Raw genomic sequence first — 15,373 nt, 5'->3', positions numbered from 1 at the left:
ATTATGCAAGTACTTTTTTCAAAAAATTAAAAACCATACTTCTATCCCTGTCTTCCACTTTTCTTACCTTCTATATGTAAGATCATATTCCGGCATACTCAATCACGTTTACTAAGAGAATAACAAAAAGCCAGACAAGCCTCTCTCCCTTCTTCAAGGAAGGTATGTTCGAGACTCAGTTCCGGCTTTTCATAAAACCCTTTCCTTCTATATAAGAGACTGCTTAGGACCATGCGATATTCCCACTCCATTGAAACTCATTACAATATGCGTTTACCCAGCAGCGACGCAATGAGTTCTACCCCCAGCCTCGCAGTGTGTCTATTATGATCGAATAATGGATTGACCTCCACAAGTTCCATAGAGGTAATACGATTCGTGGAAGCTAATAGCTCCAGTGCAAAATGCGCTTCACGGTAGTTCAACCCTCCCGGGACTGGTGTACCTACCCCTGGTGCTTCACGAGGATCAAGGCAATCCATATCGAAGCTAAGATGAATCCCGTCACTTCCCTTTCCTGCCACAGCCACCGCTTGTTCGACAACCCACTGGATTCCCATTCGATCTATATCATGCATGGTGAAGCTTTTGATTCCATGTGCTCTAATCTGCTCTTTCTCATACTCATCAATGTCCCTCAACCCGACGTACACCAGATTGGAAGGATTAATAAATGGACCAACCCCAGGGATATGGGATAAATTAAATGCCGAATGTCCCAGTGCCGCAGCCAGACTCATCCCATGCATGTTACCGGACAAACTGCGCTCTTCGGTATTTAGGTCAGCATGTGCATCGAACCAGATTACACCCAAGTTGGAATAATGAGAAGTTAACCCCGCTATAGTACCGATTGCCACGCTGTGGTCTCCTCCCAGAACAAGCGGGAACACACCCCCTGCTACCACACGGGACACTTCGGTGCACACCCGCTCACTCACCTGACGCACTTCACGCAAATACTTAGCACGGTTACGCTCAATTGGTGTATCAGCTACCAACGGACAATCCACACGCACTTCCTCCGTCAGCACTAATCCGAGTCTCGCAATCTCCCGCTTCAGCCCAGCTGTAATCAGCTCATCCGGACCTAACTCCGCACCCCCGCGCGCGCCCGCGAGGCCAAAAGGAACTTTAATAACAGCCACCTGGCGCTGCTCCTTAGAACTCGACCCCATTGCAATGGCGGCTTCCAGCTTGCCTACAGTTTCCGCATTATGATTCCCCATACAGATCAGCCCCTTCGCGGCTTATTTCTAAAGCAATGAGTTATAATTAGAACCGATCTCACATCCGCCTATCCAGGCTCCCATCCCTTAATCCCTTAAGACCTGTTTAATTCTTTCTACTGCCCAATTGATTTCATCTTCCGTTATGGTAAGAGGGGGTGCAAAACGAATCGTAGTCTCATGCGTCTCCTTGCACAGCAATCCTGCTGTCATTAGTTGCTCACAATATGGGCGGGCAGGCACATGAAGTTCAACACCTATAAACAACCCTTTTCCGCGCACCTCTTTTACCGCTGCACTCCCAATCCCCTTGAGATGTTTCATAAAATAATTCCCTAGACGCTCCGATCGCTCCGCCAGTCGTTCATCTTCCAATACCTGCAACGCCGCAACAGCCACCGCACAAGCAAGCGGATTACCACCGAAGGTGGAACCATGAGAGCCCGGCTCGAACAAATCAAGGATCTCTGCATCCGCCGCCACAGCCGAAATCGGCATAATACCTCCACCAAGCGCTTTACCCATGATCCAGAGATCAGGCACTGCCCCTTCCCAATCAGAAGCAAAACGGCGTCCCGTTCGACCGAAACCCGTCTGGATCTCATCCGCCACCGTTAACACCTGCATTTTCTTACATAGTTCAAAAGCTTCCGCAAGATATCCGTCCGGCGGGATGATTATACCTGCCTCACCCTGAATCGGTTCCACCAGAAACGCCGCAGTATTGGGAGTGATCGCTTGCCTCAATGCATCGATGTCTCCATAAGGAATAATGCGAAATCCGGGCGTGAATGGACCAAAGTCCCTTTGGTACGCAGCTGAGGATGAGAAAGACGTGACTGTCAACGTTCTTCCGTGAAAGTTACCGGAGCAGACGATAATTTCAGCTTGATTTTCAGGGACACCTTTACAGCGATAGGCCCATCTGCGCACAGCCTTAACCGCCGTTTCTACTGCTTCAGCACCCGTATTCATTGCAAGAATCTTCGTTTTGCCCGTAAATTGCGAGAGTTTCTGATAAAAAAGGGAGGCTGCACTGCTGTGAAACGCCCGCGAAGTCAACGTAACCCGGTCAGCCTGTTCCTTCAGCGCCTGAATAATCACAGGGTGCCTGTGTCCATGATTCAACGCCGAGTAGGCACTTAGCATATCCATGTATCGACGACCTTCAGGATCTTGAACCCAAACCCCTTCGGCTGTCTCAATGACAATCGGGAGCGGATGATAGTTAGGCGCAGCATATTGTTCCGACCATTCCAACCATTTTTGAGAGTCTGACATTACCCCCAGCACCTCCTGCCGATCTGTATACAAAATACAATATCAATGTATGCTTCGCCTTCTCCATTTACGACCCCTTCACAGCTAAATCCACCATAGCCCTTGGTACCGTGGATAAACCTCGATTAATGGGAAGCGGATAGCCTCCGTTCAATCCAGGCAAGCAGATTAGCCAGTGTAAATGTGATTACAAAATAGAGTGCAGCAGCCACGAGGAGCGGGGCGAGTGGTTGAAAGGTAACGCCTTGAACAGCTCTGGCCGTGTAGATAATTTCGGCAATCCCAATCATGGAGACAAGGGAAGAATCTTTAATAATGATAATGAATTCATTACCGATTGCCGGCAGCATGTTGCGGAACGCCTGAGGCAGTATAATGTAGCGAAGTGTCATGCCATGGGTTAAACCAAGTGAACGAGCAGCTTCCGTCTGTCCTTTGTCAATCGCCTGGATTCCTGCCCGAAATACCTCCGCCATATAAGCAGAACTATTGATGGTTAGCGCCACAACCCCCGACATAAATGCCGGCAAGTTGATGCCGATCACCGTCAGACCATAGTGAATGATAAGAATTTGCACCAGCATCGGTGTGCCCCGAATGAGTTCAATATAGGTTGATGCCAAAAATTTGATTGGCCAAACATGTGATATACGCAATAGTGCGATCAATACCCCAAGGATGGTGCCCAGCAGGACGCCAAAGAAAGACAATTCTAACGTCACCCACGCACTTCTTGCGTAATCCTGCCAATGATCCGATAAAAAAGAAAAATCTAAATTCACGGCATATCCCTCACTCGCCAGGCTTATTCCCCAACCAACTCATTGGCTTCAATGACGAAACGTTCGATGTCACCGTTACTTTTGAGCTTTTGGAGTGTAGCGTTAATTTGTTCCACCAACTCCTGATTTCCTTTTTTGACGGCAATTGCCGATCCAGCTTCATCATCAGCTTGTTCAATCTTTACGTCCGACAAGACAAGTCCCTGCTGGTTTTTCACGTATTGTTCCGCTACCGGCTTCTCCAAAATGAGTGCATCCACGCGGCCAGTCTGCAATTCCAGGATCAACTCGGGAATTTTCGCCAGGGATGTGAGTTTGGCACCATCTATCCCTTGAGCAATCCCTTCTTGAATGGAGCTTTTCTGCACACCGATCTGTTTGCCTGATAGATCATTCAATGAGCCCAACGTTCCACCCTCACCCTCCCGGACAAGCACTGCCTGTTCTGCATAGTAATAGATGTCCGTGAAATCCACGTTTTTCTTTCGCTCTTCGGTTGGGGTTAAGCCCGAGATCACAAAATCCACCTTTTCAGTGTCCAGCGCCATGAGGAGACCATCAAAATCCATGTCTTCAATCTTCAACTCGGCTCCCATATCCGCCGCAATGGCTTTGGCAATCTCGATATCGAAACCGACTATTGTGTCTTTGCCATCGATGCTCTTATGAAACTCATAGGGTGCGTAATCTGCGCTGGTACCAAGTACAATGACTTCCTTCTCTGTTGCGTCATCTTCAGCGGTTGATGCTGGAGCCGAAGGATTACCCGTTGTCTGTTCCTGCCCACAAGCCGACATGATAACAACCATCAATGACAACAACACCGGTAAAAGAATTCTTTTCACAGAGCATACCCCTATTCTTTTTTTGGAATGATACACATCTAAAATCTGTATACAATATACATAGTACTATATAAGGTATTTTATGTAAGTTATACTAACAAACATTTGCATTTTCAGCAATAAATTTCAATCATTTATGGACTTATATTCCATTTTAGGCGATATATCTAACACTTATATAACATTAAATAGGCATTTAAGTTAGCTTGCCCAACTTCCCCCTCGGTGTTAAGATGATAAAAACTTATAACACCTGAACGGCGCACCACACTTGGGCCCAGCTCACACATCCTATCATTACTATATACAGAAGGGGGAATTCGGTATGGAAGTACCTAAATACCGTTCCTTGAAAGATCACGTTTACGACTATATCGCCCAGAAGATTCAGGACGGAACATTGCTCCCCAATCAGAAGATCAACGAAGCAGAGATATGCAAAAAGCTGGACATCAGTCGCACTCCGACAAGAGAGGCACTGTTCCAGCTTGCATCAGACAATCTGCTGCAATATATTCCGCGCCGGGGGTTTATTGTTGCTCCTTTTGATTCTGGTAAAAAGCTTGAATTCTCCCAGGCCATCGGGGTACTGGAAGCTCTCGCCGCTACACTCGCAGCAGATCATTTGAGATCATCAGACCTACTTGAGATGGAAGCACTTATCGCAAGAATGGATGAAGACATTGCCCAGCTCGATCTTACCGCCTATAGTAAAGACCAATATCAATTTCACAACTTGTACATCCGGCGATGTGGCAATTCAACCGTTATTGAAATGTTGGATACATTGAAAAACAGCTTCATTCGCCAGTCGTATGTAAGTGACAACAAATCGAAGTTATCCGGGGTTCTTCAGGAGGTTAACGAGGAACATCGCCAGATTCTTAACGCCTTCCGTACCAACGACAAACCTCAATTGGAGTCCCTCCTCAAACATCACTGGCGAATTATCGACAACGATATGCTGTAATGGCTTCCCGGGCCGGCATTCAAACTGCAGTACAAAAAGGCAACTCACCCTGTGAGTTGCCTTATCCTTTTCTCACACCAATAACTTACGCTTAAGTTCACCTTCATCAGCATTCATCTCTCGTCAGGCGGGACCTTTGCATCAAAAACGGCATAACCCAACCTTTTACCGTATCTCGCCAGCAATTGGTCATTGGTTTCACTCATGCGCCGGACCTGTTCGTCCTCAAACAGAGCCATGTCCAGTTCCCGGTGCGGATCATGATCCACTCCCCATTTCCCCATGGAGCGAGAGTGCTCACGAACCAACACTCTGGTAAATCCGCACTGTTTGAGTCGCTTCTTCCATACCGTCATGGTGGCCAGTGTCCTCATTCCATAAAAATGCTTCAACCTGCGGCTCATCAGCTCAGTTTTCCGTCCGCTCAAAACCATCTCCCTGTCAATCAAACGCCCTCCTGGTTTCAAAACCCGCTTATATTCGGAGAGCGCAGCGCGCCAGCGAGTAAATATCGTGACCGATTCTACAAACACCACATCAAATTGATGATCCGGAAAAGGTAACGCAGTGACATCCGCCTGAATAAAACGAATATCCAACCGTTCACGTCTTGCTCTTCTGACTGCTTTCTCCAGCATCTGACGGTGAAGATCAATCGCCGTCACCCGATACCCATTTCGAGCGAGATAACATGCCGTTCTCCCTGTACCACATCCTACTTCCAATACTTGCCCCCGTTCAGGAAGAGACAAGGAATCGATTAATTGCACTGTTGCCGTGAATCCGCCAGGATGTGCACTTCCCTCACCAAGTTTAGCCAGTAAATCATGATAATCCAATGTTTCCAGCCCCCTTCCCTCCCTCCAGTGTATGGAGCATTGGCAAAAGCGGCACATCCCTATACATTTTCCGGGTACTCGTCCATACCAATTCAGTCTCTTTTTACTATGATATACAAACCGTTGATTCCAAGCGGCAAACCGCAAAATCTGAGGGGGATATGCATGCACAGAATTCATCCGGTATGTGAAGAGACGGTGTCTCCGCACGTTGGACGCCCAGTATGTATGATTATGAAAGATGGCAAGCACATATACGGTACACTTGGAGGCTGCCGGGATGGCAAGATTTATGTCAGCGGAAGTTTCGAAGGCCCACGCTTGTGCTCTGTAAAATCCAAACAGCAGCTCCGCAGAAAAGGGAAAAACAACACAGTTACTGCAAAAAAAGTAAAGTCTTCCGCTTATGGCCCTTACGGATACGGGTACGGCGGGGGTTACGGATACGGGGCCGGATATGATCTTGCGCTGGTAACCACATTATTGCTGCTCCCATTCCTCTTCATCTAAGCAATTACACTCACCGGCCATATTGAAATTGAAGCACCCCTCATGATGGTACTGCCATGAGGGGTGTTTGTTATACATGAATATCTCAAAATGAATAAAAAAAAGGCATTCGCCAAAACGAATGCCGGGAATTTCATATTTCATTACCCGTACCTTTGCACAAGATGTCAGGTCTAAATTAAAAAAAAACACCTCGTTAGAGGCGGGTAAGCTATGTTAAATCCGATTTCCTTTAGACATCGTCTTCATGTTACTGTTCGAATTTTCAAGCAATGGCAGCATCCTAGTCGTGCTAACCATCTCAGAAGCACATATCGGACAAGTAGGCACGCTATCAAACGCAAAATTGTCCCGCATCCATCCTTTGCACGTATCACTCGTACACTCCCAGATTGCCGCATCCGCTTGTGGAATTTCTTCCAATGGCTTTTTGCGATTATACATGACTTCTACCCCCTTGTTATGGAAAAACATCTAACCGACGTTATTTCACAGAAGCCTATACTTAGCGGAAGTCTTGACCCCGCTCGGCTACTGCCTCGACAACTTATTGGGCCGACTTACATCTATCTGCTCAAAAAAAAGAAGCTGCCTTTACCATTATAACATGTTAAAGGCAGCTATGCTTTAATTACAGTTTTACAACTTCTTCTGCTTGAGGACCACGGTTTCCTTGTACAATTTTAAATTGCACGCGTTGACCTTCGTCCAGCGTTTTGAAGCCTTCGCCTGTAATAGCGCTGAAGTGTACGAATACATCTTCTCCGCCTTCAACTTCGATGAAACCGAAGCCTTTATCAGCGTTGAACCATTTTACTGTTCCGTTTTGCATGTGAATTACACCTCCAAATAAAGATTAACATGTTCCTTTGTTCTTTGCAGCAAGCAAATAAAAATTCACACATTGAAAAAGGTACCAGTCATAACCTATAAGTGATCGCCCTTTACAATATGTGAATTAGGTTTTCCACTCTCTCTACAACTTGTTCTTATTATAACTCTAATTCTGCCAAAAAGCAAATCTTTGTATTTTCTTTTCAAACAGCTTTGGAAATACATGTTATTCGTGCTGCAGTGGACAAGTCTTGTTCAAAAGCACATCCGCTGCTGTGCGGTCTTATGAAAGGATATGCAGATCCGAACCAACTTATACATTTTTTATAAAATATTTTGGCATGCATATCCATTCCAATTAGATTCACTCTGCCTATATATCCAAATGAACCTACGTCCAAGCCCACATAAAGGCATCCCGATCCCAGGCAATCTGCCCGCCATGGAGCTTTCGGAATGCTTTTTTTACTTCTTTGGATAAAGAAGCATTCCCGTTCTCATTAACAAAAACAAATTCATCACCAAAATGAGTCTTCACGTATTCAATTGCAGCTTCCTGCTTCAATGTTCCGGTAAACTTAATCTCCTGAACCATCCACTCGGCGACTTCCTGTGCTGTTTTTTCCATCCTTAATCACCTGCTTCTATTCTAATGTGCGAAAGGGGCTGACACATGAACCCGGATCCCCTGTCCCCCCTACCGCCAGACTGAAGTATAACACGAGTACACTACAAGTGCTAAATGCGGTTACCAAGTCGCCTTAGGAATGATCTAATGTGTAACCTCATGTCCAGCAGCTCCCGCATCGGCAGAGATTCTTTTTTCTTTTCGAGCACCATAGATCAACCATACACAATGAACAGCAAGAACGATTAACAAGAAAAGATCATAAGGAAGAGTATTCGTATCCTGGAGGTCATCACTTAGGAACTGGATCAAATTATGTATGAAGTGAAACAGAATCAAGGGAATGATGTTCCCGTTTTTAAGCATTAACAGTGCCAGTACAACACCAAGCAGTAATGCATAGATCAGCTGCAGCATCGTATCCGCCATACTTTGACCTGAGAGTGCATTCAACATATGTGTAATGGAAAATAAAATGCCTGAGGTCACTACCGCTGCCACTGCACTCTTGCGAAGTAATGTTTTGAATATAAGTCCGCGGTATACGGTTTCTTCCACAAAGGCAACGAGCAGCGTGAAAAAGATAAAGAAGGTCACTTTCGCTAAAGTCAGCTCCGCAAAACCTTTCAGGGCGATTGTACCCAGTACAAGGAGTAGCGGAATATAATACTTTGCGTGCTGAACCGGGATGGTTCTTAGGGAACGAAATCCCGTCTCGGCCCACCTGCGCCGCAGGGTCAGATAAATGATGAGTACAACAGCCATCGGCGTAAAGGACATAAGCACTGGCGAAGTGTAATCCAATTGCTTCACCGTCGCCACAGCCCCTGCTGCAAATACAGCAAGCAAGAGCAGCAGTTCAATGATAATCACAGCCAGTACCGGTCTGCGTTCGGAGAACGATGGTATTTTTCCGGTTTGCGGGGTTGCCATCGGTGAATCAGCCTCATTTCATTATCATTTGTCGTTGTCATGCGAACTTGATATGACAATTTAGTTGTATCATATCAGTGAGCATTCGAATATCCTTTTTTGGATAAAAATATAAAAGTAACAAAATAGAGACTTTCTCCATCCTCTTTTCCCCTAAAATCAGGTATGGCTTGTGTTCGAAACTGTCATCATAGTAGTACGAAAGATATTGGCTGCAGGGTTAAAGCTACTCTGCAGCGTCTTATATAGAGAGAAACGGTAAAAAGTAACGAACGTGCATGATGCATAACAAATCAGGGGGTCAATATGAAGGAACTATTTCTGCGCTGGGGGCATCTGCTGGCTATACTCTGCATACCACTTCAAGGCACCATATATGTTTTTCTTGGCAGTAATCCGGGTGACAATGTCTTCTACAATTACGCTTGGATTGATACAAAAATTCCATTTATCAAAGAATTCATCTACCCATACATCAGTTGGATGCCCATTCTATACCTTGGCTTTATCTATCTGGGCCTGACGAATAAATCGTTATTCTGGCGCACACTACTGACCTATAATGTCGGGGTCATCGCGGCCAACATCTGTTTTGCAGTCTTTCCAACACATGTCCCGCGGCCAATGGTTGGCGGAACGGATCTGAGCAGTACGTTAGTTCAGTTCATCTATGCCAATGATGCTCCATTCAATTGTTTTCCAAGCGTTCACTGCCTCACAAGTTATCTGCTGTTTATAATCATTAATCGGCATTTGAATTTCCGACCACTCGCCCGAATCTCCTGGTCAGTGTGGCTCTGGCTGATCATTGCTTCAACGGTGTTTGTAAAACAGCACTCCCTGCTGGATGTTGCAGGCGGTATTTTGTTTGCGGAAGCAGCGTATTGGGCCGTCCGGGCAGTCTTGGCCCGCAGCAGCCTTGCCCGCAAAAAAACGAAGCAGCGTGTAGGTGCCACCAATACAAGCAGCAATGCTTAATCATTCCTACAAGCAGCAAAGGATATATGCTGCATGAAATCAAAAGAGGGCCAGCGGCCCTCTTTTTTTTCACATCTATATATAGAAGAAACCAAAAACCGACTCACCTTCAGGGTTAAAGTTCCGTCTCAAATCACAGGAGGACGCTCATGGAGCCAGTCGGAAGGCTGGGTTCCGGTTATGCGCTTGAAAATGCGGTAGAAGTACGACAGGTCCCGATAACCAAGAAATTCCGCAATCTCCTGAATGGACAACTGTGACTCCGTGAGGAGATATAACGCTCGTTTCATCCGCTGATCATGCACATACTGGCTGATCGTTTGATTCGTCATGCTTTTGAACAACGCTGCAGCATAATTGGGTGTCTTGCCAATCGCATCTCCGAGATCATCCTTCGTTAACTTTTCCCGGTAATGGCGCTCAATGTATCGTTTCATCCGCTCTGCATGCATATGTTTCTCTGGTGGAATAACTCCCCGATCCAGTTCCCGATTCACATAAATCAACACTTCCATCAATAAGGCCTGACTCATCATGACATAATAAGAAGGACGTTCCTGCCACTGCTGGTGAATCGCCTTCATGCGTTCATGAATCAGCTCGTAACATCCAGGTCTATGCCGTAACACTTCTGCCCGTTCTAATGCAGGCAATCCATCGGCGTGATCTCCTTGCAAATGGACAACAATTTGAGTGTGCGTTACCGTAGGAATGCTTTTGCCATAATAGGAGACATCACCGGGAATCAACAACAATTCACCCTTCTCCATAATCTGTTTCTCGCCGTTCACCCAATATACACATTTCCCATATGTAACCAAGCTAAGCCGCCAGGTTCCTTCGGTTTGCACTGCTTCTTCGTACCAACCGACGCCATTAATATGCCTTACTTCTAACGGAGTGATCATAACTCACCTCATTACTGGACTATACTCCAATCATTGTACTATAGTTCATACCCTGATTCGACAGAAAACGCTACAATACACACATAAGCAAAATATGAGGAGGAAATCAGCATGTTGAAAACAAAGATTATTTGTACTATGGGACCTGCTTGTGACTCGATCGAAACATTGAAAGTAATGATTCAGGAAGGCATGACGGTGGCCCGTCTGAATATGGCTCACGGTGAGCTGGAAGACCACGTTACCCGGATTAACAACATCCGGCAAGCCGCTTCCGAACTGAACAAATATATCCCTATTATGATGGACATCAAAGGACCGGAAGTTCGGATCGGCAAACTGAAAGAAGCATCCTGCCACTTGCAAGCAGGCAAAGAGCTTATTCTGACAACGGAAGAAATCCTGGGTGACGCAGAGCGTATCTCCGTAAACTATCCTGAATTGAATCTCGTTGTGAAGCCTGGCGATCGCATCCTGATTGACGATGGTCTGGTAGACCTGACTGTACTCTCTGTAGAAGGTTCGGATATTCATTGCAAAATCATCAGCGGCGGCATTCTTAAACCACGTAAAGGTGTAAACTTGCCAGGAATCAAAACGACTCTGCCTGGTGTAACCGAGCGTGACGTTATGCACATCGGATTCGGGATCGAAAACGATATCGAAATCATTGCCGCTTCCTTTGTTCGCAAAGGCGATGACATTCGTGAAATTCGCAGCATCCTGAAAGAACGCGGTGCAGAGCACGTGCAGATTATCTCCAAAATTGAAAATCAGGAAGGTATGACCAACCTGAACGATATTATTGAAGCTTCTGACGGTATCATGGTAGCTCGTGGTGACCTCGGGGTTGAAGTACCGATTGAAGACGTACCTATGATGCAAAAAGAAATGATCGACAAATGTAACCGTGCAGGTAAACCGGTTATCGTTGCTACCCACATGCTGGAATCCATGCAAGTTAACCCGCGTCCAACCCGTTCCGAAGTCAGCGACGTAGCGAATGCCGTTCTTCAAGGCGCAGACGTAGTCATGCTGTCCGGTGAATCGGCTGCAGGTAAATACCCTGTCCAATCTGTTCGCACAATGGCTGCTGTTGCACGTCGTGCTGAAACGATGATCGATTACAAAGAGCAATTCGGTCAAAAGTCCGCTCAACAAGTAGCCGACATTACGGAAGTTATCAGTCAGGGAGCTGTAAGTTCCTCTCTTGTACTGAATGCCAAAGCGATCATCACTTCCACAGAAAGTGGCTTCACGGCACGCATGATCTCCAAGTACCGTCCGAAAGCACCGATCATCGCCGTTACTCAGCATGAAGAAGTACTCGCTAAAATCTGTTTGCTCTCCGGTGTTATCCCGGTTATGGGCGACAAAGTAACGACAACGGATGAAATGTTTGAATCTGCTACACGTAACGCAATCAAAACGGGTTATATCGAAAAAGGTGACATTATCGTGTTGTCCGCAGGTGTACCTATTGGTCAATCCGGTAATACCAACCTGATCAAGGTTCAACAAGTATAATTCAATCGATACCGTTAAAAGATAGATAAATAAAATCCACCGAAGGCACAAGCTGCCATTCGGTGGATTTTTTTATGTGACGACTTGTTGTATTATTTTACCAGCCGAAGTCCAACGTTTTTCCTGTCTCTGCCCAGGTTTTGATACTGCTTAATATCATCCACCAGCTGCTCTGCGCGCTTGCATAGGAAGGATGATTCTCTGTAAATTGATCATTGATCAAGGTCAGTTTGGTGCATTCGCCCACGGTCTCGAGCTGGAAAACCACTCTGGATTCAAGATCTGTATGATTCGCATGATACGAGGGTCCGGGATGCTCCCGATAACTGAGTCTGGATAAAGGTTCGAATTCTAAAATGTCACCATACACATGGACGGTTTCAGCACCATCATTACCTGGTCCTACATAAGCAAACGGCTGGCCTGGTTGAAAATTGGAACGAAGTTCACTGCCAAAGAAACTGCTTCGTGTGCCATCAGGTGAGATCAGGGCATTCCACACGTCTTCCAGCCCGGCATTGATATAAAATTCATATTTTAATTCCATGAACTCACTCCTCTATGCAATGGATATGCGATCTACCAACTCGCACTCCTATCCTATCGTTATACCCCTAACTCCGTATTGTAAAAACACGACAACCGGAAAAATAAGATTAGGATTATAGAGAGAATAACAAATTTAGAAAACCTAAAACCATTTGCAGTCTCCGGACAGTCCAATCCATATATCACAAAATGATAAGGAAAGTCCGTGCTTTGCTTTAGCAAGTTGCCTTTTTCACAACTGATAACTGAACCATATAGTTCTTTGCCAGAAGATCAGATATACTAAAATGGAATGAAATAACAGCAGTGGTACCATGAGCTTGCCCCTATTCATTGGTGGGGCGTGATCAGAAAGGAAGCAAAACATGAGCCAAACTACGAATATTATGGGTATTCCTTTTCCCAACCTTACCATGGAGCAGACCGTCACCATTCTAGGTGATGTTGTAGCTCAGCGTAGCACTGAACTCTTTCATGTCATTACGGGAAACCCGGAAATCGTCATGTCGTGTCAAAAGAACCAAACACTCCGGGCGATTGTGGATCAAGCCGGACTGGTGACCGCTGATGGGGCAGGCATCGTGATGGTCTCACGCTTCCGAGGCGGTCAATTGACTGAGCGGGTAACCGGCTGTGATCTGTTATTCCGCTTATTGGAAGAGGGAAACCGGAAAAATTGGTCCTTCTATTTGCTTGGAGCAGAAGAGAAGGTTAGTCAACGGGCAGTGGAAGTCATCGAGGAGAATTATTCGGGTGTAACTGTTAGCGGCAGGCACCATGGGTTTTTCTCAACGGATGAGGAAGAACACATTGTGGAGGAAATTCGCAATGCACAACCAGATTTCCTTATTGTCGCACTCGGAGCACCGAATGCCGAGCACTGGATCGACAAACACCGCCATCTGCTGAATGCTCGTGTAGCCATTGGCGTCGGAGGAAGCCTGGATATCGTCGCAGGCAAGACCAAACGTGCTCCGGCCTTGTGGCAAAAGCTAAATCTGGAATGGTTGTACCGGCTGCTCAGCCAGCCCTCAAGATGGCGAAGACAGCTTATATTGCCACGTTTTGCTGTTCGAGCACTGCTGTTTCGAGAGCAGAAGTGACCCTACAACACCCATGTTTTTCTGTACCTGCAACCACAGGGATAGCCACATTAAATACAGAGGAGATGAACAAGATGGAATCCTCAACCCATATCAGCAGGCCCAGCATGGGCCTGCTCCAACTGGACGAAGGCAACAAAAGATATGAGCTGACACGGCATGCTCCTGCGGAAGCGCTCAGTCCTTTTGTTAAACATTACTGGATGGTATCGTGGGATCTAACAGGTCTTGAATCCTATCCACAGCATGTGGTGCCCAATCCCTGTGTTAATCTGGTCGTTGAGCGGGGCAACACATTTTTCTTCGGTCCTTCCGGACGCAAATTCTCCTATCTCATTCGCGGAAAGGGGCAGGTGTTTGGCGTAAAGTTTCGACCGGGAGGATTCTATCCCTTTGTTCGTCTCCCCGTCTCATCATTGTGTCAACGACCGTTGGAAGTTTCCCGTGTGCTTGACGTCAGCGCAGCATCATTGGAAGAACAACTGCTCACCGATGGCAGTGATATCGATAAAGTCAGTTACATGGATCAGCTTCTATGTGCACACCTTCCTGCTGAGGATACCCAAGCGAGACTGGTTCACGATATCGTGCAGCAGATTGAACTGAACCGGGAACTGTTGAGAGTGGATGATCTGTCGTCTTTCTGGAACATTCATACAAGAAAACTCCAGCGCCTGTTCAATCAGTATGTAGGAATCGGCCCCAAAACGGTAATCAAGCTCTACCGACTGCAAAATGCAGCCGAACTAATTGACCGCGGTCTTCACTGCGATCTGGTTAAGCTATCTCAGGAGCTTGGATACCATGATCAGCCTCATTTCATCAAGGATTTTAAATCCATTATCGGGAGTACACCCGAAGAATACATTCAATCACGCAAAAACCTGCCCCCAAATATCAGGACAGGCGTATAACTTCAATCGTATCACCAGTACGGATTGCACCTTCCCTTTCAACCGAGCAGACAATACCACGTTTTTTGCGGGCGGCAGGCACGAATTTTTTGCGCAAACCATCCTGTTCATAGACTTGCTCAATCACTTTCCCTGGATGAACACAAGGAAGATTCTCCCCTTCACATATCAAACCTGTCCCGTCAGGAAACAGAAGCCGCGTTCCGGCAGGCAGCTCAGTTAAGCGGTCAATGCCACGAACCATCATATTGGCACCAAGCCATTCCGGACGAATTTCGAGAATGTTCATTTTCTCTGCGATGAGAGCACATTCCTCCTCCGACACAATACTAATCTGCCGACGATTGGCAATCGTCGTGCCCCGCTTATATATCTTCTGTCTGGAGTCCGCGGGACGCAGCAGGCCATAATGACGGTCTCCCGGTATTCCAGCAAGCTCAATATCAATTAACGGTACGGTCCGCGTAACAAACGTCGATGGATCATCTGCAAGCAGCACGAATTGAACGGTTCCCATGCCAACCTCCTCTTTTCCATGAGCAA

Annotated in this window: 18 protein-coding genes; 6 read left to right on the top strand and 12 right to left on the bottom strand. The window is 46.3% G+C overall.

The annotated features are described in order from the left end of the window. Positions 1-260 precede the first annotated feature (260 nt). The 4 genes from rocF to CHI14_RS29535 form a co-directional block, all read right to left on the bottom strand. Positions 261-1,229 (bottom strand): arginase, encoded by a 969-nt coding sequence (rocF, locus tag CHI14_RS29550; protein ID WP_349290404.1) that lies wholly within the window; start codon positions 1,227-1,229, stop codon positions 261-263. An 87-nt stretch (positions 1,230-1,316) separates the two neighbouring features. Beyond that, positions 1,317-2,510, bottom strand: a complete 1,194-nt coding sequence (locus tag CHI14_RS29545; RefSeq protein WP_095293555.1) for an ornithine--oxo-acid transaminase — start codon at positions 2,508-2,510, stop codon at positions 1,317-1,319. Positions 2,511-2,635: 125 nt separating this feature from the next. Beyond that, positions 2,636-3,292 (bottom strand): amino acid ABC transporter permease, encoded by a 657-nt coding sequence (locus CHI14_RS29540; protein WP_095293554.1) that lies wholly within the window; start codon positions 3,290-3,292, stop codon positions 2,636-2,638. 23 nt (positions 3,293-3,315) lie between these two features. After that, positions 3,316-4,137: a transporter substrate-binding domain-containing protein gene (locus CHI14_RS29535; RefSeq protein ID WP_095293553.1), complete on the bottom strand. Its 822-nt coding sequence runs from the start codon at positions 4,135-4,137 to the stop codon at positions 3,316-3,318. 325 nt (positions 4,138-4,462) lie between these two features. Here CHI14_RS29535 and CHI14_RS29530 point away from each other — a divergent pair, with 325 nt between their 5' ends. After that, entirely contained in the window at positions 4,463-5,107 is a 645-nt protein-coding gene (locus CHI14_RS29530) for a GntR family transcriptional regulator (protein ID WP_095293552.1), read from the top strand. A 113-nt stretch (positions 5,108-5,220) separates the two neighbouring features. On the opposite strand, the gene CHI14_RS29525 is transcribed toward CHI14_RS29530, so the two are convergent. Beyond that, complete coding sequence (locus CHI14_RS29525) at positions 5,221-5,946, bottom strand: class I SAM-dependent methyltransferase (RefSeq protein ID WP_170948315.1); 726 nt, start codon at positions 5,944-5,946, stop codon at positions 5,221-5,223. A gap of 165 nt (positions 5,947-6,111) precedes the next feature. Here CHI14_RS29525 and CHI14_RS29520 point away from each other — a divergent pair, with 165 nt between their 5' ends. After that, complete coding sequence (locus tag CHI14_RS29520) at positions 6,112-6,456, top strand: hypothetical protein (RefSeq protein WP_095293550.1); 345 nt, start codon at positions 6,112-6,114, stop codon at positions 6,454-6,456. Positions 6,457-6,672: 216 nt separating this feature from the next. Here CHI14_RS29520 and CHI14_RS29515 read toward each other — a convergent pair whose 3' ends face one another. The 4 genes from CHI14_RS29515 to CHI14_RS29500 all read right to left on the bottom strand — a co-directional run bounded on the left by CHI14_RS29515 (position 6,673) and on the right by CHI14_RS29500 (position 8,851). Next, a complete protein-coding gene (locus CHI14_RS29515; RefSeq protein ID WP_095293549.1) occupies positions 6,673-6,900 on the bottom strand; it encodes a cold-shock protein in 228 nt (75 codons plus the stop codon). A gap of 187 nt (positions 6,901-7,087) precedes the next feature. After that, positions 7,088-7,288 (bottom strand): cold-shock protein, encoded by a 201-nt coding sequence (locus CHI14_RS29510; RefSeq protein WP_024633772.1) that lies wholly within the window; start codon positions 7,286-7,288, stop codon positions 7,088-7,090. Between the two features lie 393 nt (positions 7,289-7,681). Next, positions 7,682-7,918, bottom strand: a complete 237-nt coding sequence (locus tag CHI14_RS29505) for a DUF6953 family protein (RefSeq protein ID WP_095293548.1) — start codon at positions 7,916-7,918, stop codon at positions 7,682-7,684. Positions 7,919-8,062: 144 nt separating this feature from the next. After that, entirely contained in the window at positions 8,063-8,851 is a 789-nt protein-coding gene (locus tag CHI14_RS29500; protein WP_095293547.1) for a CPBP family intramembrane glutamic endopeptidase, read from the bottom strand. A 306-nt stretch (positions 8,852-9,157) separates the two neighbouring features. Here CHI14_RS29500 and CHI14_RS29495 point away from each other — a divergent pair, with 306 nt between their 5' ends. Beyond that, a complete protein-coding gene (locus CHI14_RS29495; RefSeq protein WP_095293546.1) occupies positions 9,158-9,829 on the top strand; it encodes a phosphatase PAP2 family protein in 672 nt (223 codons plus the stop codon). 128 nt (positions 9,830-9,957) lie between these two features. On the opposite strand, the gene CHI14_RS29490 is transcribed toward CHI14_RS29495, so the two are convergent. Beyond that, positions 9,958-10,737, bottom strand: a complete 780-nt coding sequence (locus tag CHI14_RS29490; RefSeq protein WP_095293545.1) for a helix-turn-helix transcriptional regulator — start codon at positions 10,735-10,737, stop codon at positions 9,958-9,960. A gap of 111 nt (positions 10,738-10,848) precedes the next feature. On the opposite strand from CHI14_RS29490, the gene pyk reads away from it, so the two are divergent. Beyond that, positions 10,849-12,264, top strand: a complete 1,416-nt coding sequence (pyk, locus tag CHI14_RS29485; protein ID WP_095293544.1) for a pyruvate kinase — start codon at positions 10,849-10,851, stop codon at positions 12,262-12,264. Between the two features lie 97 nt (positions 12,265-12,361). On the opposite strand, the gene CHI14_RS29480 is transcribed toward pyk, so the two are convergent. Beyond that, the gene (locus tag CHI14_RS29480; protein ID WP_095293543.1) at positions 12,362-12,811 is read right to left on the bottom strand and encodes an SRPBCC family protein; all 450 of its coding nucleotides are present in this window, start codon (positions 12,809-12,811) and stop codon (positions 12,362-12,364) included. Positions 12,812-13,178: 367 nt separating this feature from the next. On the opposite strand from CHI14_RS29480, the gene CHI14_RS29475 reads away from it, so the two are divergent. Both CHI14_RS29475 and CHI14_RS29470 read left to right on the top strand, forming a co-directional pair. After that, complete coding sequence (locus tag CHI14_RS29475; RefSeq protein ID WP_095293542.1) at positions 13,179-13,916, top strand: WecB/TagA/CpsF family glycosyltransferase; 738 nt, start codon at positions 13,179-13,181, stop codon at positions 13,914-13,916. A 74-nt stretch (positions 13,917-13,990) separates the two neighbouring features. Further along, positions 13,991-14,830, top strand: coding sequence for a helix-turn-helix transcriptional regulator (locus CHI14_RS29470; protein ID WP_095293541.1), 840 nt, complete (start codon positions 13,991-13,993; stop codon positions 14,828-14,830). Here the strand turns inward: CHI14_RS29470 and CHI14_RS29465 are convergent. Then, positions 14,814-15,347: an MOSC domain-containing protein gene (locus tag CHI14_RS29465; RefSeq protein ID WP_095293540.1), complete on the bottom strand. Its 534-nt coding sequence runs from the start codon at positions 15,345-15,347 to the stop codon at positions 14,814-14,816. The two genes, CHI14_RS29470 and CHI14_RS29465, sit on opposite strands and share 17 nt — an antisense overlap. Between the last annotated feature and the right edge of the window lie 26 nt (positions 15,348-15,373).

The organism is Paenibacillus sp. 7516, assembly GCF_002272715.1.
Lineage (GTDB): Bacteria > Bacillota > Bacilli > Paenibacillales > Paenibacillaceae > Paenibacillus > Paenibacillus illinoisensis_A.
Note: the sequence above shows the minus strand (reverse complement) of the source record. Positions and strands in the feature narration are given on the sequence as shown.